The sequence below is a fragment of the Kribbella lupini genome (genome assembly GCF_039529595.1).
Lineage (GTDB): Bacteria > Actinomycetota > Actinomycetes > Propionibacteriales > Kribbellaceae > Kribbella > Kribbella lupini.
Window position 1 is genome coordinate 1,847,681 of record NZ_BAAANC010000001.1, and the last position, 20,576, is coordinate 1,868,256.

At 68.5% G+C, this 20,576-nt stretch carries 20 protein-coding genes; 13 read left to right on the forward strand and 7 right to left on the reverse strand.

The window, feature by feature from the left end; all coding sequences use genetic code 11:
- Nucleotides 1-92 precede the first annotated feature (92 nt).
- Genes ABD235_RS08470 through ABD235_RS08495 form a run of 6 tightly spaced genes read left to right on the forward strand, consistent with a single transcriptional unit; the run spans nt 93 to nt 6,995 of the window.
- Nucleotides 93-1,337, forward strand: a complete 1,245-nt coding sequence (locus ABD235_RS08470; protein ID WP_344171713.1) for a polysaccharide pyruvyl transferase family protein — start codon at nt 93-95, stop codon at nt 1,335-1,337.
- Nucleotides 1,337-2,326 carry an ABC transporter permease gene (locus ABD235_RS08475; RefSeq protein ID WP_344171715.1) on the forward strand — a complete coding sequence of 330 codons (990 nt, stop codon included), beginning with the start codon at nt 1,337-1,339 and terminating at the stop codon, nt 2,324-2,326. Before ABD235_RS08470 ends, ABD235_RS08475 begins: the two co-directional genes overlap by 1 nt.
- On the forward strand, nt 2,323-3,273 hold the full coding sequence (locus ABD235_RS08480; RefSeq protein ID WP_344171717.1) for a carbohydrate ABC transporter permease: 951 nt from the start codon (nt 2,323-2,325) through the stop codon (nt 3,271-3,273). The genes ABD235_RS08475 and ABD235_RS08480 overlap by 4 nt, the downstream gene beginning before the upstream one ends.
- 37 nt (nt 3,274-3,310) lie before the next feature.
- Entirely contained in the window at nt 3,311-4,939 is a 1,629-nt protein-coding gene (locus tag ABD235_RS08485; protein ID WP_344173693.1) for an extracellular solute-binding protein, read from the forward strand.
- On the forward strand, nt 4,936-6,009 hold the full coding sequence (locus ABD235_RS08490) for an alginate lyase family protein (protein ID WP_344171719.1): 1,074 nt from the start codon (nt 4,936-4,938) through the stop codon (nt 6,007-6,009). The genes ABD235_RS08485 and ABD235_RS08490 overlap by 4 nt, the downstream gene beginning before the upstream one ends.
- A gap of 5 nt (nt 6,010-6,014) precedes the next feature.
- Nucleotides 6,015-6,995, forward strand: a complete 981-nt coding sequence (locus ABD235_RS08495) for a heparin lyase I family protein (protein ID WP_344171721.1) — start codon at nt 6,015-6,017, stop codon at nt 6,993-6,995.
- A gap of 66 nt (nt 6,996-7,061) precedes the next feature.
- Here the strand turns inward: ABD235_RS08495 and ABD235_RS08500 are convergent, their stop codons facing one another.
- Both ABD235_RS08500 and ABD235_RS08505 read right to left on the reverse strand, forming a co-directional pair.
- Nucleotides 7,062-8,018, reverse strand: a complete 957-nt coding sequence (locus ABD235_RS08500) for a tyrosine-type recombinase/integrase (protein WP_344171724.1) — start codon at nt 8,016-8,018, stop codon at nt 7,062-7,064.
- A gap of 75 nt (nt 8,019-8,093) precedes the next feature.
- A complete protein-coding gene (locus tag ABD235_RS08505) occupies nt 8,094-8,873 on the reverse strand; it encodes a maleylpyruvate isomerase family mycothiol-dependent enzyme (RefSeq protein WP_344171726.1) in 780 nt (259 codons plus the stop codon).
- Nucleotides 8,874-9,343: 470 nt separating this feature from the next.
- Between ABD235_RS08505 and ABD235_RS08510 the strand changes: the two genes are divergently transcribed.
- The gene (locus tag ABD235_RS08510; RefSeq protein ID WP_344171728.1) at nt 9,344-10,318 is read left to right on the forward strand and encodes a TRM11 family SAM-dependent methyltransferase; all 975 of its coding nucleotides are present in this window, start codon (nt 9,344-9,346) and stop codon (nt 10,316-10,318) included.
- A gap of 34 nt (nt 10,319-10,352) precedes the next feature.
- Here ABD235_RS08510 and ABD235_RS08515 read toward each other — a convergent pair whose 3' ends face one another.
- Nucleotides 10,353-11,321, reverse strand: a complete 969-nt coding sequence (locus ABD235_RS08515; protein ID WP_344171730.1) for a phosphotransferase family protein — start codon at nt 11,319-11,321, stop codon at nt 10,353-10,355.
- 61 nt (nt 11,322-11,382) lie between these two features.
- Here ABD235_RS08515 and ABD235_RS08520 point away from each other — a divergent pair, with 61 nt between their 5' ends.
- Entirely contained in the window at nt 11,383-12,312 is a 930-nt protein-coding gene (locus ABD235_RS08520) for a phosphotransferase (protein WP_344171732.1), read from the forward strand.
- Here the strand turns inward: ABD235_RS08520 and ABD235_RS08525 are convergent.
- Nucleotides 12,299-13,012, reverse strand: a complete 714-nt coding sequence (locus tag ABD235_RS08525; RefSeq protein ID WP_344171734.1) for a class I SAM-dependent methyltransferase — start codon at nt 13,010-13,012, stop codon at nt 12,299-12,301. The genes ABD235_RS08520 and ABD235_RS08525 overlap by 14 nt on opposite strands.
- Before the next feature lie 100 nt (nt 13,013-13,112).
- Here ABD235_RS08525 and ABD235_RS08530 point away from each other — a divergent pair, with 100 nt between their 5' ends.
- The 5 genes from ABD235_RS08530 to ABD235_RS08550 all read left to right on the forward strand — a co-directional run bounded on the left by ABD235_RS08530 (nt 13,113) and on the right by ABD235_RS08550 (nt 18,413).
- Nucleotides 13,113-13,661 carry a GNAT family N-acetyltransferase gene (locus ABD235_RS08530; RefSeq protein ID WP_344171736.1) on the forward strand — a complete coding sequence of 183 codons (549 nt, stop codon included), beginning with the start codon at nt 13,113-13,115 and terminating at the stop codon, nt 13,659-13,661.
- Between the two features lie 45 nt (nt 13,662-13,706).
- Nucleotides 13,707-14,390: a Type 1 glutamine amidotransferase-like domain-containing protein gene (locus tag ABD235_RS08535; RefSeq protein WP_344171738.1), complete on the forward strand. Its 684-nt coding sequence runs from the start codon at nt 13,707-13,709 to the stop codon at nt 14,388-14,390.
- A 1-nt stretch (nt 14,391) separates the two neighbouring features.
- Complete coding sequence (locus ABD235_RS08540; protein ID WP_344171740.1) at nt 14,392-15,531, forward strand: glycosyltransferase; 1,140 nt, start codon at nt 14,392-14,394, stop codon at nt 15,529-15,531.
- 97 nt (nt 15,532-15,628) lie between these two features.
- A complete protein-coding gene (locus ABD235_RS08545; RefSeq protein ID WP_344171742.1) occupies nt 15,629-16,339 on the forward strand; it encodes a VOC family protein in 711 nt (236 codons plus the stop codon).
- Between the two features lie 7 nt (nt 16,340-16,346).
- A complete protein-coding gene (locus ABD235_RS08550; protein ID WP_344171744.1) occupies nt 16,347-18,413 on the forward strand; it encodes a GMC family oxidoreductase in 2,067 nt (688 codons plus the stop codon).
- Nucleotides 18,414-18,441: 28 nt separating this feature from the next.
- Here ABD235_RS08550 and ABD235_RS08555 read toward each other — a convergent pair whose 3' ends face one another.
- From ABD235_RS08555 to ABD235_RS08565, 3 genes are read right to left on the reverse strand one after another with little or no spacing between them, the layout of a single operon-like run.
- Nucleotides 18,442-19,272 (reverse strand): phosphotransferase, encoded by an 831-nt coding sequence (locus ABD235_RS08555; protein ID WP_344171746.1) that lies wholly within the window; start codon nt 19,270-19,272, stop codon nt 18,442-18,444.
- The gene (locus ABD235_RS08560) at nt 19,269-19,808 is read right to left on the reverse strand and encodes a maleylpyruvate isomerase N-terminal domain-containing protein (RefSeq protein WP_344171748.1); all 540 of its coding nucleotides are present in this window, start codon (nt 19,806-19,808) and stop codon (nt 19,269-19,271) included. Before ABD235_RS08560 ends, ABD235_RS08555 begins: the two co-directional genes overlap by 4 nt.
- Nucleotides 19,799-20,572: a MerR family transcriptional regulator gene (locus tag ABD235_RS08565; RefSeq protein ID WP_344171750.1), complete on the reverse strand. Its 774-nt coding sequence runs from the start codon at nt 20,570-20,572 to the stop codon at nt 19,799-19,801. Before ABD235_RS08565 ends, ABD235_RS08560 begins: the two co-directional genes overlap by 10 nt.
- Nucleotides 20,573-20,576 lie beyond the last annotated feature (4 nt).

Here is a 20,576-nt window from a genome sequence, read left to right on the forward strand (position 1 = left end):
TAACCGATGAATCACGGGCATGATGCTCGCCGTAGCCCCGAATCGACCGCAAGCCCACCAACTGCTCGGGATGGGCTGGACAGGGAATCCACATGGTTCACGTCGTTCTCGTCTCCGGCTGGCAAACCGTCAACATCGGAGACGTCGCGCACACGCCCGGTGCGCTCCGGGCCTTTCAGCGCTACGCACCGGAGGCGAGGCTGACGCTGTGGGCCCGCAGCATCGACGAGAACGTTCGGAAGATGCTCAACCGCTACTTCCCGGACGTCGAGATCGTCGAGGACCGGGTCGTGCCCGGCGAGCCGCTCACTGCGGAGCTGGAACGGTTGTTCGCCGACGGTGATCTACTGGTTCACGGGTCCGGACCATCACTCGTCGCCAAGGTGGAGCTCGCCGAGTGGCGACGACGGACCGGCAAGCCGCACGGCATCTTCGGCGTGACAGTGGATCCGCTCCGGCCGTACGTCTCGACGCTGGACCGGGCGGCGACCATGGTCGGCGCGATCGACGGTGACCTGCTCACCGAACTCGAGCGCGAGGTGCTCGACACGGCCGCGTTCGTCTACTGCCGGGACTCGTTGACCGAGCGGTTCCTGGCCGGCCAGGAACTCGGCGCGCCGACGATCGCGTTCGGTCCGGACGCCACCGTGATGTTCGACGTGGTCGACGACAGTGACGGCCGAGCGGTCTTCGCCGAGTACGGCTTGAGGCCCGGCCGCTTCCTCTGCGTCGTACCGCGGCTGCGTTTCACGCCGTACCACCAGATCCGGAACTACCCACCCGCGGCCGAGGACGTCCGCCGGTCGGCCTACAACGCGGGGTATCTGAAGTCCGACCTGGACGTGCTGCGGCAGACCGTGATCGGCTGGGTGCGAGCCACTGGCGAACCGGCGCTCGTCGTGCCGGAGATGAGCTACGCGATGGAAGTCGCCGAGGCCGAGTTCGCAGGAACGTTCCCTGCCGACGTCGCCGGCCTGGTCCACATCCTGCCGCGGTTCTGGGACCTGACCGAGGCGGCCGCGGTGTACCGGCGAGCCGGCGCGGTCGTCAGCATGGAGTGCCACTCACCGCTGATCGCGTTGGCCGAAGGCGTCCCGTCGCTCTACCTGCGTCAGCCGACCGACACGATCAAGGGCCAGATGTACAACGATCTCGGCCTGCCGCTGATCGAGCTGGGACCTGGGGCCGACGCTGCGGCCGGGCAACTCCTGCAGAAGATCGTCGACGACCGGCCGGCCGCGGCCGAACGCACCCACGAGACACGAGACGGCGCGCAGGAACGCGTGCGGGGGATGGTCGAGGTCGCCATCGCTGCCGTCGGCAGCAGGAACCGCTGATGTCGACGGGGATCAAGGTGCGGTCGGCGGCCGGCACGGATCCCGGCGCGCCTGCCGCCGCCCGCAAGCCTCGACTCCGCGGGCAACTCGCGACCCGGTGGCACCGGGACCGGGTGCTGCTGGTGCTCGCGGTGCCGGGAGTGGTCGTCCTGGTGGTGTTCCACTACCTGCCGCTGCTGGGCAACGTGATCGCCTTCCAGGACTACCAGCCGTTCCTCGGCATCAGCGGATCGGATTTCGTTGGCCTGAGCAACTTTTCGGTCATCTTCAATGGTGATCCGGAGTTCCTCAACGCGCTCGTGAACACCCTGGTCATCACGATGGTCCAGGTGGTGTTCGTGTTCCCGCTCCCGATCGCGCTGGCTCTGGTCCTCAACTCGATGCTGAACGAACGGGCCAAGCGGCTGACGCAGTCGATCCTCTACCTGCCGCACTTCCTGTCCTGGGTCATCGTCGTGGCGTTGTTCCAGCAGATGTTCGGCAACGGCGGAATGCTGAACGAGTGGCTGCGGTCCGCGGACCTGGGAACCTTCCAGATCATCGGCGTACCGGAGCTGTTCAAACTGCTGATCACGTCACAGGTGATCTGGAAGGACACCGGATGGTCGACCATCATCTTCCTGGCCGCGCTCTCCAAGGTCGATCTGAACCTGTACGAGGCGGCGGCGATCGACCGGGCCGGCCCGCTACGGCAGCTGTGGCACGTCACGCTGCCCGCGATCCGGCCCGTGATCGTGCTGCTGCTGATCCTGCGGCTGGGTGATTCGCTCACGGTGGGTTTCGAGCAGATCCTCCTGCAGCAGGGTCCGGTCGGCGCGCAGGCATCCGAAGTGCTCGACACCTACGTCTACAACAACGGGATCATCGGCGGGAACTGGGGTGTCTCGGCCGCGGTCGGCTTGGTGAAGGGGGCCGTCGGCGTGGTTCTCGTCCTCGGGGCGAACCGGCTCGCTCACGCGATGGGGGAGCGGGGGGTGTACTCGAAATGACCGGACTCCTCGAGACCACCGCGGAACGCCGCGCCCGGCGCGACCGGCAGCCGGCGTCGGACGATCGCCCCGCCTGGATGGGACGGCAACCGCGCTGGGCGAGCGCGGCGCGCGGCGTACTGCTGACCGTCGCCTGCCTCGCGGTGATCGTCCCGTTCGTCGCCGTCGTGATGACGAGTCTGGCGCCGCAACGCGACATCAGCGCGCGCGGTGGACTGGTCCTCTTCACCAGCGAGCCGTCGCTCGCGGCGTACCGGGCCGTTCTGTCGGGAGGAGTGGTGACGCGGGCCCTCACCGTGTCGGTCGCGGTCACCGCTGTGGGCACTGTCCTGTCCCTGGCCTGCACCATCATGCTCGCGTACGCCCTGTCGCGGCCGGGATCGCTGCTGCACAAGCCCATCCTGCTGATGACGCTGTTCACCCTTCTGTTCAACCCGGGCATGATCCCGATGTACCTGATCGTCAAGCAGCTCGGCCTGATCGACAACCTGGCGGCGTTGATCCTGCCGGTGGTGGTCAACGCCTTCAACGTGATCGTGATGCGGTCCTTCTTCCTCGAGCTTCCCGGTGAGCTGACGGAGTCGGCGAAGATCGACGGGGCCGGCGAACTCCGGATTCTCACCTTGATCGTCCTGCCGCTCTCGAAGGCCGTCGTCGCGGTGGTCGGCTTGTTCTACGCCGTCGCCTACTGGAACGCGTTCTTCTCCGCCCTGCTCTACCTGCCGTCGCCGGAGAAGTGGCCGCTGCAGCTGGTCCTGCGAACGTTCGTCGTCAACCAGACACCGCTCGGTACCGACGAGCTCTCGGCGTCGACCGAGTCGCTACCACCCCAGGCCTCGATCCAGATGGCGATTCTGGTCATGTCCGTCATCCCGATCCTGATCATCTACCCGTTCATCCAGAAGCACTTCAGCAAGGGACTTCTGATCGGTGCCGTCAAAGGCTGATCGACCGGACGCCCGCCATGAGGAGGGAATCGTGACCATGGATGCGTTGTCGCGCCGTACGTTGCTCAAAGGGCTGTCCGCGGCGGCCGTCGCCGGTGCCGCCGGATCAGCTCTCGGATGCTCTGCCAAGACGACGACGGGAACCTCCGGCCGCATCGGAGCGGACATCCTTCCGACGTTCGCCCGGGCCGGGAACGCCGAACCCGCGTTGAAGAGCGCAAGCCCGCTCGGCATGAGTGGGTACTTCGAGTACCCGCCGAACCCGGTTGCGGCGGTCGGTACACCTCCGCTGTCGGGTGGCCAGGTCTCCGCACTCACCTACACCTTCGACCCGGTAGCACCCGGCAAGTCCGGCAATCCGCTGTGGCAGGAGGTCGACCGGCGACTGGGTGGAAAGCTGGACATCACGTACGCACCGGCGGCTGACTACGCCCAACGGTTCGCGACGACCGTGGCCGGCGGGGATCTGCCCGACCTGGTGTCGATCTACGGTTCGGTGCAGCAGCTGCCCGCGTTGCTGAAGGCAAAGTTCACCGACTTGACCGAGTACTTGTCGGGCGATGCCGTCAAGGACTATCCGAACCTGGCGGGTCTGGCCACCGACTCGTGGCGCAAGACCGTGTACGGCAACGCCCTCTGGGGAGTACCGATCGCCCGGGTACCGATCCCGTCGGTCGCCTGGATCCGCGCCGACCTGGTCGCCGGTACCGGACTGCCCGCGCAACCCAAGGACATCGCAGAGTTCAAGGCGCTGCTGAAAGGGCTGACCAACGAGCGCAAGTCCCGCTGGGCCTGCGGCGATCCGGGCAGCACGCTGACCATGATCGCCGCGTCCCTGGGCATCCCCGGCAGCTGGATCGAGGACGGCGGGAAGTTCACCTCCAACATCGAACTGGAGGAGTACGAGAAGGCACTGGCCGACACCCGCGAGCTGGCCGACGCCGGCGTCTTCCACCCGGACGGCCTGGTCGCGTCCAACAACCAACGCAACGACTGGTTCACCAACGGGACCACCCCGATCGTCTTCGGCGGGTACGCCGGCTGGAGCAAGTACGAGATGTGGGGAGCCGAGGTGCCCGGCTTCAAGCTCGGGTCGGTGTCGATGTTCGGCTACGACGCGGCGAGCAAGCCCGTGCATCCTCGGGGGAGTGCCGCTCAGGCGTTCACTGCGGTCACCCAGGCCGAACCGGACCGGGTCCGCGAGGTGCTCCGGGTCCTCGACTGGCTCGCCGCGCCGTTCGGATCGTCGGAGTACCTCCTGCGCAACTTCGGGATCGAGGGGCAGACGTTCGAGTTCAAGGGCAGCGACCCGATCGTGAACTCGCGCGGGCAGAATGTGCGACTGGTGCCCTTCGGGTACGTCTGCGGACCGACCCTGGCGATCTACGACCCGGGCCGGCGCGATGTCGCCCAGGCCCGGTTCGACTACCAGGAGGCCGCGCTGCCGATCCTCGCCCCTGACCCGACCCAGGGCCTGTACTCCGAGACCGACGCGGCCAAGGGTCTGCAGCTGGGCAAGGACCTCACCGATGCGCGCAACGGCATCCTGGCCGGACGCGCACCCGTGTCGAGCTGGAAGGCGGCCGTGACCAAGTGGCGCAACGGCGGGGGCGACAAGATCCGGGCCGAGTACCAGCAGGCCTTCTCCGAGGCGGCACCCAAATGAGTGGTCAGTTGGTCCGCCAGGCCGACTACTTCCTGGCCGGACGGCCGTACTCCATCCTCGACCGTGAGCCGTCGGACTGGGCCGGAGACGCCCACGACTACTACTCGGTCGGCAACTACTCCTGGCCGAATCCGAAGTCGGCCGACGGTCTGCCGTACATCAGGATCGACGGCCGGCGGAACCCGGACGCGTGGAGCGACCGCTACGACAAACGGCGGTTCCGGCAGACGGTCGCGGCCGTCAACACACTGGTGCAGGCCCACCTGCGCACCGGCGACGCACGCTACGCCGACGCCGCGGAAGAACGTCTCGACCGCTGGTTCCTGGACCCGGCGACCGCGATGCGCCCCCACTTCGCTCACGCCGCCGCGCTGCCCGGCCGTCACGACGGCGCGGCGATCGGGCAGATCGAGGCAACACTGCTGACCGATCTCGTGGATCACGTCGACCTGCTGGTGGAGGCCGGGCGATTCACCGAACGGCTCCCGCTCCTGCAGGACTGGTTCGCCGAGCTGACCCACTGGATGCGCCTCAGCGAACTCGGCCGGCAGGAGCAACAGATGACCAACAACCACGGTGTCTGGTGGGACGCGCAGGTTCTGCGCTACCTGCAGTTCGTCGACGACCGGACCGCGCTCACCAAGATCCTCGACCGGTTCGACATCCGGCTGCGTCACATCGCTCCCGGCGGCGCGCTCCCGAAGGAACTCGCTCGTCCCGACTCGCTGCTCTACACCATCTACTGTCTCCGAGCCTTCGCCGTCTGCTGCCGGGTCGCAGCTGCTGAAGGCCGCGACCTGTGGAACGCGCCCGCCGAACCTGGCTTCGGCAGTCTCCGCGAAGCGTTCCACTTCTGGGCCGACCACGCCGTCGACGACCGGCGATGGATCTGGCCCCGGCAGCCCTCGGACCTCGACCGAACCGCTGTCTGGCTGGCCGACGAAGCCGCCGCCGTCTACCGGACCCCGAGTCTCACAGCGCTCGCGGCAACCCTGCGCAGTCAAAACCTCCCGGCCCCTGAAATTCCGTCGATCGCAGCCATCCGACGAACCCCGACCTCCAAGGAGTGACCCACATGAAGATCCCCGCCCCAACTCGACGTGCTCGACAGACGATGGTCCTCACCGCGGCATTGACCCTGAGCGCCTCGGCGGGTCTCGCCGCCGTGACGAACCCGCAACCCGCCAGTGCTGCGGCAACCGCGGTCCCCAGCTACTCGGCGGGGATCGCCGGCCGCACCTGGACGATCGAGAACGCTGCCGGGTGCAGTCCGGAGATCGGCGCCGGCGGCAACCTCAGGGAGGGCTCAGGCTTCTTCCAGGGCAAGTGTCAGGGAGCCGGCGAGGCACCGCAGATCACCGGGCCCGCGGAATCGCGGGCGTTGACGTTCCGCACGGACAAGGACTTCGAGTACGACGGCGCCATCGTCGAGGACCCCGCCAAGAACACTTGGAAGGACGCGAACGGTGACACCCTCCGGGACCGCACGGAGTTGGCGACGGGGTGGGACCTGCCCTTCCACACCAACGTCTGGGTCGGGTTCGACATTCGCATCCCCGAGGGCGTCGACGACGTGACGGGCAGCGGGGCGTACGTGCTGCAGCTGTGGCAGTGCACCGCGAACCCGTTCGGCGGCGTCCGCATCCAGTCCGGTGCCGGCAACGGGCACAACCTCCAGTTCGTGCGCCGGGGCGAGGAGCCGGGGATGGAAGAGGAGTACAACAAGGCCATGGCGACCCAGCCCATCGTCGCCGGCGAGTGGCACTCCTTTGTCATCAAGTACAACGTGGAGCCGTACCACGCCGGCGCGCCGAAGGGGCGTATCGCGGTCTGGCACAAGGGAGCTACCACCGGCGAGCAGAAGCTCTTCGAGCGCGAGGAGTACTTCGGCTACGCGACGCGTTCCAGGTGCAAGAACGACTCGTTCAAGAACGAGTTCAGGGTCAAGTTCGGCATGTACAAGGACTACCAGCCGGGCGCGACGTTCCGCTCCGACTTCCGGAACGTACGGATCGGCGGCAGCAAGGACGCGGTCCAGCCCTACGACCGGGGCTAAGTCCCAGATCGATCAGTCACTGCCGGCGCCGCGTCCTGTCAGGTCGCCGATGAGACGCATTCTGTCTCACGGGTCGAGGACTTTGTCGAGGGTTTGGTAGGTGCGGTTGCTGGCGGTGGCGGCTCGGCGTTCTCGGCCGGTGGCTTCTATGTAGTTCTGGCTGGTGGCGAGGCTGGCGTGGCCCAGGAGGGCCATGATTTCTGAGGCGGTGGCGCCGTCTTCGGCGAGGCGGGTGGCGAAGGTGTGGCGGAGGGCGTGGAGGTTGGCGCCTACGGGGACCCGGTCGTGGAGGCCGGCCCAGCGGTAGCAGGACTTGACCAGGTACTCGAGGCCGCCGCGGCCGATCGGGTCGCCGGCGCGGTTGAGCAGGAGCTTGGTGGAGCGAGTGATGCGGCGGCTGGGGAAGCGGCGTTCGCAGGAGTCGGTGTAGGCCTCGATGATGCGTTCCATGACCGGCTCGACCGGGATGGATCGGTCGCGGCTGCCTTTGCCGTGGACGTGCAGGCGCATCTCGCCGGGGCGTCCGGCCAACGAGTCCGCCGTGAGCGTGCGCATCTCGGCCGAGCGGAGGCCGGCGACCAGGCCGAGGGCGATCACCAGGAGGTCCCGCTCCGGCCACGGGTCTCGTGCGCGGCGGTCGCCGTCGGCGGCGGACTTCAGCAGCCTCTCCGGAGTGTCCTCACCGCGCAGCGGCTTGGGGGACAGGGGAGGGGTCTTCGGCCGCGCGACCGCGCCCATCGGGTTCCCCGCGAGCAGCCCGTCGGACACGCAGAAGGTGAGGAACTGGTTCCACGTCGACCACGCGCGCAGTACCGAACTCTTCGCGTGGTCGTCGGCGAACGCTCCGAACGCCGTCCGCAGGGCCGACGCTGTCAGTTCGTCGACTTCGAGCTGTTCGGGGTCGTCGGTCAGCAGCGCGGTGATCCCGGCCAGGTCGCGGCGGTATGCGTCAGTGGTGTGCGGGGAGTCCTTGCGCGGCCGCCGCGCGGCGAAGAACGCGGCCTGAGCTTCGAGCACCTTCATGGCGCCCAGTTCTATCCGACTCCACCGACAGTTTTCCGTTCAGTTGCCGCAAGCAACTACATGCCGGGCTGCGGCTCAGGCGCCGGTCGTCCAGTTCATCTGCTCGACCCAGTGCTCGAACAACGCCCGGTCGCCGTGGATCTCCAGTGCAGGAGCATCCACCAGCAGGCGACGGCGGCTCAGCACGAGCAGCAGATCAGCGGCCGGCCCGCGGACGGCGACGTCCGCCTTCGTGTGGGCATGCTCCAGGACGATCTGATCCGACTCCCGGCGAGCCACCCATTCCCCGGGCGCGTCGGTCGTGTGGAAGTGCAGCGTCTGGCCGTCACCGCGCATCGCCTCGGCGTAGTGCGGCTTCGCCTTCCAGTACGTCGGCGAGGTCATCGTGTCCAGCCAGTCCTCGACGGCCGCCGCAGCATGCTCGGGAGCCAACTCGTACGACCTACCAAGCGCCGCGGCCGCGTCCGCGCGATGCACGCAGGCCTCAGCGAACAGCCGGCGCGACCAGTACGGCACACCGTCGACGCCGCCGTTCGGATTCCACACCGGCGTGTCCTCGGCCGCCGCATCGAACGCCTGCTTCGCCTCGGCCGCCGTACCGGTCAGCCAGGCGCCCCACTGCGTCGAGTCGGTCGGCGCCGGCACGTAGGCGGCGAAGGCCTCGCTCGGATCGGTCAACTGGCCGGCGACGAGCACCGCCACCATCCGCTGCGTCGCGCCGACGTGGTCGACGAGATCTGCGAGCGTCCACTCCGGACAGGTCGGCACCGGGGCGGCCGCGTCCTGGCCGTCCACCCACGCGGCGAACGTGTGCGTCTGCGCGACGGCGGTGTTCAGGTAGGCGGACGTGTCCATCGCGGTGCCTCCGGGTGCTTCGGCGGTTTCTGCTCAACGTACTTCACGCAGGTGGCAGGGGGAGGGGAGCGGGAAAGGCAGGAGGCAAGTCCGGAGATCAGGTGCATGCTGCTCAACCGGCCCCCGGACTTTCACTACACGCCGAGGAGAAAGTCCCGGGGCCGGAACAATAATGGTAAGAGTCACAGACGCGACAAGCTGATCAACTATTTGCTCTCAGCAACTATATTTGCTGCATAATGGTGATTATGCATGACAGAACAGGTCCGGAAGGGGTGCCACCCACCCCCTGGGGGACCGTCTGAAAATACCGGGCGACGTCCGCACCACCTGTGGCAGGATCGCCCGTATGTACAGTTTCTTCCGACTGGGCTAGCTCTCCGCTGGCCAGTTCGAGGCGTGTCGCCCGCGGCTAGCGAGGCGGGATCCGGTCGTTCGATCGATCCCGACAGCTACCGGGAAGAATCGTCATGCCCTTCACCAGGGTTCTCGTGCGCACCGTCACGGGTCTGGAGCACCTGGCCGCCGCCGAACTGACCACCGCCGGCCACCGCGTGATCAACCTGTCCAAGCGCCAACTCGTCGTCGAAGCCGCCGAATCCATCGTCAGCAAGCCTCCGAAACTCGCCGACGACCTGTTCCTGATCGGCGCGACCGTCGACGATCCAGGCCACACGAAATCCGCTCTGAAAACACTCACCGGACACCTCCGAAAACACCTCAAAATTCCAATGCCACATCAAACGCCATTTGCCGTCAGTGCGTCGTACGCCGGAAAACGCACCTACAACCGGTACGACGTCGAAGACCTCGTGGGCGCCGTCATCAGCGAACGATCCGGCGCGCGCTATCACTCACGCCGTACGAGCACGCCACCAGAACGCCGGACCGACTGGCGAGTCGTACTCGACGGCGAATCGGTCCACGTCGGCGTCCGGCCGTTCCCGGCGCCACTCCACAGACGTCCCTGGCGACAGCACACCGTCCCAGGCAGCCTGCACCCACCAGTAGCCGCCGCCATGGCTCATCTGGCCGGCATCGAACCGAGCCACGTTGTCCTGGATCCGTTCTGCGGCGCCGGCACGATACTCATCGAGGCCCAGCAGCTCGAACCGAACGCCGAGTACGTCGGCATCGACCGCGCCGAGGCTTCTCTGAGAGCCGCTGAGAGAAACGCCGCCGGCATCAAGTGGCAACTCGGCGACGCCAAGCGCCCGCAGATCGCCGCTGACAGAATCCTCACGAACCCGCCGTGGAACGTCCGGCTGACCATCGGCGACCTGACGCCGTACCTGAACGCCTGGCAGCACGCCGACACGGTCGTCGCCGTCGTCAACCAGCACCAGGTCGCAACACTCACCGAACATCCCGCCTGGAACACCTGTTCGGCACACCAGCTGAGCCTGGCAGGCCTCTTCCCGAGCCTCGTCGTATTGCGCCGATAATGGACATTATGTCAACTAGCACGGATCCGGCCCCCTACCAGAGGAGGCCGTCCAGGTGGTTGTGGCCGGACAGCAGACGCATGATCCGGCGCTCCGCTGCTGCGCGGACGGCGGCTTCGGGGTGATGCGCGTGCAGCGCGAGCTCCACGTACAGGTCGTAGAAGTTCAACCGCTCGCGCAGTTGCTCGTGCTCGAACAGCTCCGGATACGCGCCGTGCAGCCATCCGGGAACTTCGGCCAGTGTCGTCTCGTCGAGCCCTCGTCCATCGGGTGTCGGCGGGAACTCTCGTGCCCTCGCGCACCAGCGCAGGATGGTGTCGAGCTCGGCATCCGCCGGCTGGGCCAACGCCTCCGCGAAGTCGATGAGACCGGTGACGCGTCCTTGGTCGACGATCACGTTGGATCCGTGGAGATCACCGTGGACGAGCGCGGGCTCGTCGGCCGCGAACAACGGTAGCCGCTCCTGGATCCAGTCGGCGACCTCCGCGAGCAGGCCCGCGTCATGACCGGGCAGCTGCCGTACAGCCTCGACGTGCTGGAGCGCCGCGCTCACCACCGGTGGGTGGAACGCGGGCCACGGCCCCCCGGCGAGTGCGTCGGCCAGCCAGGGCGGCAGCAGGTCGGCCGGGACAGGTACCTGGTGCAGGGCGCGCAACGCAGCGCCGAGGCTCTCGATGATTGCTTGGCGCGTGCGCCGGTCCCCCGCCGGCCACGCTTCGTGCAGGCTTCGACCGGCCAGACGTTCGGAGACGTACCACGGTCCGTCCGGGCCGTCGCCGTGGGCGAGGTGCCGGGCGTGCGGCACGTCGCTACCGGCGAGCAGGCCGACGACCGCGGCCTCGTGGCGATACGCGTCGCGGAACCGTCTGTCGTTGCTCAGCCGTACGACGTACTCGTCGCCGACCCACACGCGGCTGACCCAGCCGGCCTTGGGACGAAAACGCCCGGTGGTCGGCAGACCAGCGGCGTCGAGCGTTCTCAGCAGTGCCGGATCGGTAGTCAAGGCAACAACCTATCGACCTCGAGCGCACGAAACGATCGAGTTCTTGGTTAGGTTGTCTGCCGTGTCCCTCTCCCAGCTCGGTACGCCCGTCGGGCCGATGGTCCGTGTCCACGGCGGTTACGCCAACCGGATGTACCGGCTCGACACCGACCTGGGGTCGTTCGCGATCAAGGAACTGAATCTCGCCGACCGTCGCTGGACCTACCACGTCGACGACGTGTTCAGGTTCGAACAGACCGCCTTCGCCGCCGGTATCCCGATGCCCGAGCCGATCTTGTACGACGACCGGACGCTCGTCCACCGGTGGGTCGACGGCGAGAAGGTCCCCGAGGCGCCGGTGTCGGCGGCGTACGCGTTCGAGGTCGGTGAGATCCTCGCCCGTCTCCACGCGCTCGACGTCGAGTGGCCCCACGACGCGACCGAGGAACCGGTGGCGCGGGACTGGCCCGAGCTCGCGGACCGGGCGACGACGACCGGGCAACCCTGGGCCGCCGAACTCGCTTCCCACGTGGAGACGTTCGAAGCGATCGCCCAGTTCGTCGACACCTGCGAGCGGCCCGGCCCCGTGGTCCTGACCCACAAGGACATCCAGCCGTGGAACCTGCTCGCGCGCGACGGCCGGCCGGTCCTGCTCGACTGGGAGCTGTCCGGAAAGCTCGACCTGTCCGGTGAGCTCGGCTCGACCGCGCTGAGTCTTGCGAAGGGACCTGGCTTCGACGACGTCGAGCCCGCGATCTTCCGCACGGTGCTCGACGGGTACGTCGCGGGTGGTGGGACTCTCCCACCGCCTGGTCCCAGCTGGTTCGTCTACCTGATCGGCGGCTGGCTCGGGCACACCCGGTGGAACTTGCTGCGCTGTCTCGCCGGCGCCGAGGCGCAGACCGGGCCCGACCTCCAGCTGTCGCACGAGGCGGTGCGCAACGGCGTACGGGGTCTTCCCGAGCTGTTCGCTCGGCTGCCGCACCTCGAAACGCTGCTTACGCGAGAGTGAGCGGCTTCGCCTCGAGCAGGAAGAAGAGGAAGCACAGGAACGACGTCCGGTCCCCCAGGTCCGGCGGCAGCAGCTCGCGCGGCGTCTCGGGCGCGAACGGCGGCTCGCTGATCGTCGAGATCGCGAAGCCCGCGCGGGTGAACGCGTCGGTCATCGCGTGCAGCGGCCGGTGCCAGAACGTCAGCGAGGCGGCGTGGCCGTCGAAGGTGTACTCCTCCGTGTACGGCGACGTCACGAAGTAGTCGTCCTGCGGGTAGACCACTTCGCGGATGATCGGGTGGTTCACCGACAGGATCAGCCGGCCGCCCGGCTTCAGGACGCGGTGCAACTCGGACAGCGGGCCTGACCAGTCCTCGAGGTAGTGCAGCACCAGGGAGGCCACGACGTCGTCGAACTCCCCCGTGCCGAACGGCAACGGCTCGGCCAGGTCGGCCTGCAGCACTCTGGTGTCCGGCCCCAGCCGCTCCTGGGCGAGCGCGACCATCCCCTGGCTGGAGTCGAACGCGGTGATTCGTGCGCCTCGCTCGCGCAGCGCGGCCGACAGCGGCCCCGCGCCGCAGCCGGCGTCGAGAATGTTGCGCCCGGCCACGTCTCCGGCGAGCCCGATGACCGCGGGCCGCTCGTAGTACGCGTTGAACAAACTCGACTCGTTCTCCCGCGCGTAGCTCTCGGCGAACGTGTCGTAGTGGTCGGCCTTCATGACGATCCCCCAGGTGTCGAAGTTGCCGCGGACGCTAGATCACCGTGGGGTCACCAGGAAAGCCGTTGCAGGCGTTTCGCGGCCGGTGTTGGGTTGGGGCATGGCACTCCCCTCCCCCACGTTGCACACCGATCGGCTGCGGCTACGTCCCTTCGACGACGCCGACGCGGGCGAGCTGTTCGCGTTGCACAGCAATGCGGCCGTACTGCGGTACTGGGACTCACCGCCGTGGACCGAGCTGGCGCGCGCCGAGAAGTTCATCGCGGCCTGCCGGCAGATGGAGGTCGACGGGACCGGGGCACGGCTGGCCGTCGATCGGGTGTCCGACGGCGCGTTCATCGGCTGGTGCACCGTGAGCCAGTTCAACCCGGAGTTCCGCAGCGCGTCGATGGGCTACGTCTACACCGAAGCGTCCTGGGGCAACGGGTACGCGACCGAGGCCGCGGGCGCCGTACTGAAGTGGGCGTTCGACACCCTGGACCTGAATCGCGTCCAGGCGGAGGCCGACACCCGCAACCGCGGGTCCGTCCGCGTCCTGGAGAAGCTCGGGTTCGTGCACGAGGGGACGCTGCGCGAGGACTGTGTGGTGAACGGCGACGTCTCCGACTCGTTCGTCTACGGCCTGCTCAGACGTGAGTGGAAGGGCTGAACGTGAGAGGCTGCCGGCACGGGAAGTCAGTCTGAGGGAGCCGGCATGAAACTTCTTCTCACGTCCTCGGGGATCGCCAACCGGAGCATCTCCGACGCGCTTGTCGAGCTGCTCGGCAAGCCGATCGCGGAGTCGAACGCGTTGTTCGTGCCGACCGGGATCTATCCGTTCGCCGGCGGTGCCGTCAGCGCGTGGGACGCGATGACCGGGAGCCGGGCCCATCGGGTGGTCGACCTCGGCTGGAAGTCGCTGGGCGTGCTGGAGCTGACCGCGCTGCCGACCATCCGGGAGGAGAACTGGGTGCCGATGGTCCGCGAGGCCGACGCTTTGTTGGTCTGGGGTGGCGACGTCCTCTACCTGACGTACTGGATGCGTCAGTCCGGCCTGGCCGATCTCCTGCCGTCGCTGGAGTCCGTGTACGTCGGGGTGAGTGCGGGCTCGATCGCGCTGACGCCGTACAACTGTGACGCCGAGTTCGATCTGCAGTTCGTCCCCGACGGGCACGAGATGGCGCTGGCGGCCGACAAGTCGCTCGGGCTGGTGGACTTCACGCTGTACCCGCACCTCAACCACCCGGACATGGAAGACACCACCTTGGCGAACATGGAGAAGTGGGCGTCCGGAATCCCGGTGCCGACGTACGCGATCGACGACGAGACAGCCCTCAAGGTGGTCGACGGCGCGGTCGAGGTGGTCTCCGAGGGCCAGTGGAAGCTGTTCAACGGCTGACATGCGCGCTCTGTTCTCCTTCGCGGGCGGCAACGGCCACGCGCTCCCGCTGATTCCGATCGCGCGGGCGCTCGCCGTACGGGGTCACGAGGTGCTGTTCACCTGTCAGCCTGCAATGCTCGACACGGTGCGTGCGGCCGGGTTCGACGCGGTCGACAGCGGCGGTACGACGCTCACGTCCGCGTCGTACCGCGGTCCGCTGGTCGCGACGGAACGCGGCGCGGAGGTGCGGGCGATCCGCGAAGGCTTCGCCGGGCGGGTGGCTCGGGAGCGTGCGCCGAGGATCGTGGACGTCGGCGTCGACTTCGGGGCCGACGTCGTGGTGCATGACGAGGTGGACTTCGGCGCCGGTGTGGCCGCGCAGCGCCTGGGGGTGCCGCACGCTTCCGTCACCGTGCTCGCTTCCGGCGGGATGATCGCGCCGGGGCTGGTGGACGAGCCGCTGGAGAGCCTGCGCGCTGAGCTGGGCGTGGCGCCGGGTGCTGACGACTTCCTGACCATCGCGCCGGTGATGCCGTCGTTCCGTGCGGTGCCGTTGCCGGGCGGTTCTTTGTGCATCAAGCCGGATGTCCTCGAAGAGCGCGAGCAGCCGGAGGAGCCTGTCGTCGACGCGTGGCTTGCCGGTCGACCCGGTCGGCCGTTGGTCTACTTCACGCTCGGCACGGTCTTCCATCAGGAATCCGGTGATCTGTTCACGCGGGTGGTCACGGGTCTCGAAGAGCTGGACGCGAACGTCGTCGTGACGGTCGGCCGGGAAGTGGATCCGGCGGAACTCGGAGAGCGCGCCGACAACGTGCTGGTCGAGCGGTTCGTGCCGCAACGGGCACTGCTCCCCCGGGCTGCCGCGGTCGTGTCGCACGCCGGTTCGGGGACGGTGGTGTCGGCGCTCGCGTGCGGGGTTCCGCTCGTCCTGCTGCCGATGGGCGCCGACCAGCCGTGGAACGCGGACCGGTGCGAGGAGCTTGGTGTGGGCCGGGTGCTCGATCCCCTGACGGCCTCCCCTGCCGAGGCCACGGCAGCGGTTGACGACGTACTGACGACGCCTGGTTATCGGATGGCGGCGGGTGTGCTGCAGAAGGAAGCCGAATCTCTGCCGCCTGCTGGCGCCGCAGCGGATGCGCTCGAGCAGCTCGGCGAGTAACCGGTTCAGAAGTCGGCGCCGGGCCAGCCGCCGACCTCGCGCGGCGTACGCCGTAATCGCGTTGCGGGTGGGTTGGCGGGCGGCCTAGCGTGGCGGGATGACGACTCGGCTGCAGGCACTGTGCTTCGACGCGAACGATCCCGAGCTGCTCGCGCGGTTCTGGGCCGGGGTGCTGCGGTTGGAGGTCGCCGACGACCCGAGTGGCGGCAAGGTGCTGCTGCCGGCTGACGAGCTCGGTTTCCCGCTGCGCTTTCTCCCAGTCCCCAACGAGAAGTGGGGGCACAACCAGATGCACTTCGACCTGACGAGTGCGACGGAGGAGGAGCAGCAGGCGACGGTGGCTCGCGCGCTCGAGCTCGGTGGGCGGCTTCACGACGTGGGCCCGGACTTCGACGAGCCTCATGTGGTGCTCGAGGATCCGGAGGGCAACGAGTTCTGCGTGATCGAGCCCGGGAACAACTTCCTCGCGAACACCGGGTTCATCGGCGCGCTGTCGAGCGACGGCTCGCAGGCGGTCGGGTACTTCTGGAGCAAGGCGCTGGACTGGCCGCTGGTGTGGGACCAGGACGAGGAGACCGCGATCCAGTCCCCGCAGGGCGGCTCGAAGATCTCGTGGGGCGGGCCTCCGTTCAACGAGAAGCTCGGCCGCAACCGGTTGCACCTGCACCTCGCTCCCCCGGCCGGCGGCGACGCGCGGGCCGAGGCCGATCGGTTGACGGCTCTCGGAGCGACGCTGGTCGGCGAGGTCGACGGTGGGTTCGAGCTGACCGATCCCGACGGCAACGAGTTCCGGGTCGTGACCGGCTGACGGTCCGATGAACACCGCCCTGCTCGAGGCCGTGGTCGACACGATCATCCCCGCCGACGAGTTCCCGTCCGGAGGTGCCGCCGGTGGCCTGCGGTACCTGGACCGATTGCTGGCCGAACGGCCTGACTGGGTTGGGCCCGTGCAGGCTGTCCTGGACCGGATCGAGGCCGCCGGGGTGGCGCTCTTCGGGGTGTCGTTCGAGCGGTTGTCCGGTGCGCGTCGGGTTGAGGTGCTCGACACTCTCGCCGGCGATTCGTCGTACAGGTGGTTCGCCAACCTCGTCAACGCGGGGTACTACGCGGATCCGGGCAATGGTGGCAACGACGGCGCGGTGTCGTGGTCGATGATGGGCTGGCGGCCGTGGCCAGGTGATCGGCCGGTGGTCGAGCAGCCTCGGGCACACAACGTCGTCGACCCTGGCACGGTGGCTTCGCGGTACGACGCGATCGTGGTCGGTTCGGGTGCCGGTGGTGGGGTTGCTGCCGCTGGTCTCGCGACGGCGGATCGCAACGTGCTGGTGATCGAGGCGGGCGGTTGGCCGGACACGGACGTACTCGCCACGGATCACCTGCGCAGTGCGCGCGCGCCTCTCGCGCTCGACCCGGTGACCGGTCCGCCCGCCGGCAGCCCACGGATTCTGGAGTTGGGTGGGAAGCGGTCGATGCTCCGGCCCGGCGACGGCGCGTGGAACGGCAACGCGACGACGGCCGGCGGTGGGACGCGGGTGTACGGCGCGCAGGCGTGGCGGTTCGCGCCGGACGACTTCCGGATGGCGAGCTTGTACGGCGTACCGGAGGGCAGTGCGCTCGCCGATTGGCCGTTCGGGTACGACGAGTTGGAGCCGTACTACGCGCGGGCCGAGTGGGAGATCGGTGTCAGCGGTGACGACCACGACGGCAGGTTCGCGGGGCCTCGGTCGCGTCCGTACCCGATGAAGCCGTTGCCGGCCGGGATCGCTGCGGACCGGCTTGCCGCCGGCGCTCGCCGGATCGGGCTGTCGACGCTGGCCGTGCCGCTGCTGGTCAACTCCACGGCGTACCAGGGCCGGCCGGCGTGTGTGCAGTGCGCGATGTGCGTCGGGTACGCGTGCCAGGTGAACGCCAAGAACGGTAGCCACAACACCGTGCTGCAGCGGGCCTTCGCGACCGGTCGCTGCTCGATCATGCTGCACGCGACGGTGGAGCGGCTGCTGGTGGACGCGGCCGGCCGCGTCACGGGTGTTGCGGTTGTTGGTGAGCGCGACGGGGTGGTGTGGCGGTGTGAGGTCGCCGCGTCGGAGGTCGTGCTGGCGGCGGGCGCGATCGAGACGGCGCGGTTGCTGCTGAACAGCACGTCTTCGCGGGAGCCCGATGGGATCGGCAACAACGCGGATCAGGTGGGCCGGCATCTGCAGGGACATCGGTACGGCGGCGCGCTCGGGATCTTCGGGGAGGTCGTCGAGGAGCTGATTGGACCGGGTGCGTCGATCGCGACCGCGGACTACCGGTTCGGCAACGAGGGGGTGGTCGGCGGCGGGATCATCGCGAACGAGTTCGTGCCGACGCCGTCCATGACGTACGGGTATCTGAGCGCGGCCGGGTTGATCCCGCCGCACGGTGCCACGGCGAAGGCCGGGATGGGGGATCTGCCGGCGCGGATGGTGCGGCTGGCGGGTCCGATCCAGGAGATGACCAGCGCCGATTCGCGGGTGACTGTTGATCGTTCGGTGCGGGATCGGTTCGGCGTACCGGTGGTGAAGCTCGCGGGCGGGGCGCACGCGGAGGACCTGCGGGCGTGGGATTTCCTGACGGCGCGAGCCGCTGAGTGGCTCCGGGCGGCTGGTGCCGAGATCGTCGTACCGGGGGCGCGAGGTGATGGTCGGGGGCCGAGCGGTGGGCAGCATCAGGCGGGGACGTGCCGGATCGGCGACGACCCGGCGACCTCGGTCACGGATCCGTGGGGGCGCGTGTGGGGGCACGACAACCTGCGCATCTGCGACGCGTCGCTGCACGTGACGAACGGGGGCGTGAATCCGGTGCTCACGGTGTACGCGAACGCCTACCGCATCACCGAGCACCTGACGCGCGGCAGCTGAGGCCCGCCCCCTCGTCGGTCTGCTCCGGTCAGTCCGCGGCCAGGGCCTCCGCGATCATGCGGTGCCCTTGTTGTTCGTAGTCTTCGCTGCCTACTCGGAAGGCCCAGCACGCCGTACCGATCGCCTCACGGATGCTGTTGCGGCGCCAGGTGGCCGGGTCTCGAGGGTCGGTGCCGTAGCCGTCCAGGAAGGCCGCTTCGAGCCTGCGATCCTGCCGGAACTGCTGCGCGGCGAGGCGGCCGAAGTCGCCCCACGCCGGCCTGAGTTCGGCGCGGCCGAAGTCGATGGCGGTGACTGTGCCGTTGTTGATGAGCCAATTGCGCGGCTGCCAGTCGCCGTGGGTCGGGACGAGGGTGCTGGGTGGAATGGGCCAGGAATTGATCTCGTCGCGGAGTCGGCTCACCACGTCGGGCGCGATGCGGTGCGGGCCGTCGAGCCAGGCGAGGGACTTCTCGTTCTCGCTCGCCTCGAAGTCCTTGTCCTCGACGGTGAGCTGCCCGTGCAGGAGAGCCAGCAGTACGCCGGCCTGGTGATAGGTCTCGGGGTTGTATTCGTCAGGCGTGCCCTCGACGAGGTCGCCGGGGAGGTAGTGGGTGACCAGCAACTTCGCGTCGTCGTCGCCGAATGCGAGTCGGGGTGCGAGCCCGCGAGACGTCCACGGCTCGAGCCACTCCCGGTGGGCCCGTAGTTCGCGCGCGATGTTGGTGTCGGCCTCGTCGCCAGCCTTGACGATGTAGCGGGTGCCGTCGTGCTCCAGCATCAGGACGGTCGTGCCGACCAGCCCCCAGCTGAGGTCCTTGACGAGTTCGGCTCCTGGGAGCCACTCCCCCAGCAACTCCTGCTGGCGTGGCGTCGTCATGCGCGGCCGTAGGCGTCGAGGAGGCGGGCTTCGAGGGTGGTGCCGGTGTTCGTGCTGGTGCCGTAGGTGCCCATGGCGCGCATCTCTTCCAGGTGGGGCTCGACCAGCGTCCAGAGGCCTTCCGCCAGGGTCGGGTCGAGGGCGGTGCTCAGGCCGGCGCCGACGGTGAGGTCCCAGCCGTGGATGACCAGTTCGCCGAGGCGGAAGCGGACGAAGGTCGGGTAGTCGATGTCCCGGCTGGGGTGGTGCAGCAGGCGGGATCGATCGGCGTGGGCGAAGGACTCCAGTTGAGCGGCGCACGTCGTACGGAGTGCTTCGAGGCGGTCGGTCGGTGGGGTGTCGAGGTCGGCGGTGGCCTCCGACGCGGAGGCGCCGGCCAGGAGGCGGGTGGCGAAGATGTTGCCGGCGACAACGTGGTCCACGACCTCTTGGACGGTGATGCCGCAGGGTGTGTCGTTGGACCAGGCGGCGGTGGGGACGGCCTCCGTGCGGGCGATCAGGTCCGTGGTTGCTCGGGTGAGCAGGGTCATTGCCATCGGGCGGTCTCCGGATCGATGCCGTGGGTGGTGGCGTTGGCGTTGACGACGGCTTGGAGGTAGGCGGTGAGGCCGGGTTCGAGGTGGTCGTAGTACTCGGGGGTGAAGGTGCGGACCATGCAGACCTGCATCGCGTGGGTGCAGTCGAAGTGTTCGGCGATGGTGGCTCGGTGGCGTTCGGCCAGGGTGTTCGCGGCCGGTGAGCCGGGCTCGGTGCCGGCGCGGAAGGCGGTGGCGAGGTCGGTGTTGAAGGCCTCGATCTCGGCGGTGAGGTCCTGCCAGTCGGCGGGAGTGCGGGTGGCGACGCGTTCGGCGTACTGGGTCCACTGCGGCGTGCCCGACCAGCGCTGCTCGGCCTCGTCGACCCACTCGGTGCGCCAGGTGGCGCCGAAGATCTCCGACTGCTGCTCGGGGGTGAGCCGGATTCCCTTGCCGCCGGCATCGAGCATGCGGTCGACCGCCTTCAGCATGGACTGGAGGCGGTCGATCCGGTCGGTGAGCTCGGCGCGCTGGCGGCGCAGGTGCTCCTGCGGATCGGCGGCCGGGTCGTCGAGCACGGCAGCGATGTCGGAGAGCGCGATCCCGAGTTCCCGGTAGACCAGGACGCGATGGATCCGGGCGATGTCGGCGTCGGAGTACACCCGGTACCCGGCCGGCGTCCGCCCGCTCGGCACGACCAGGCCGATCGCGTCCCAGTGGTGGAGCGTGCGCACGCTGATCCCGACCAGCGACGCCGCTCCCCCGATGGTGAGGCTGTCCGTCATGGCC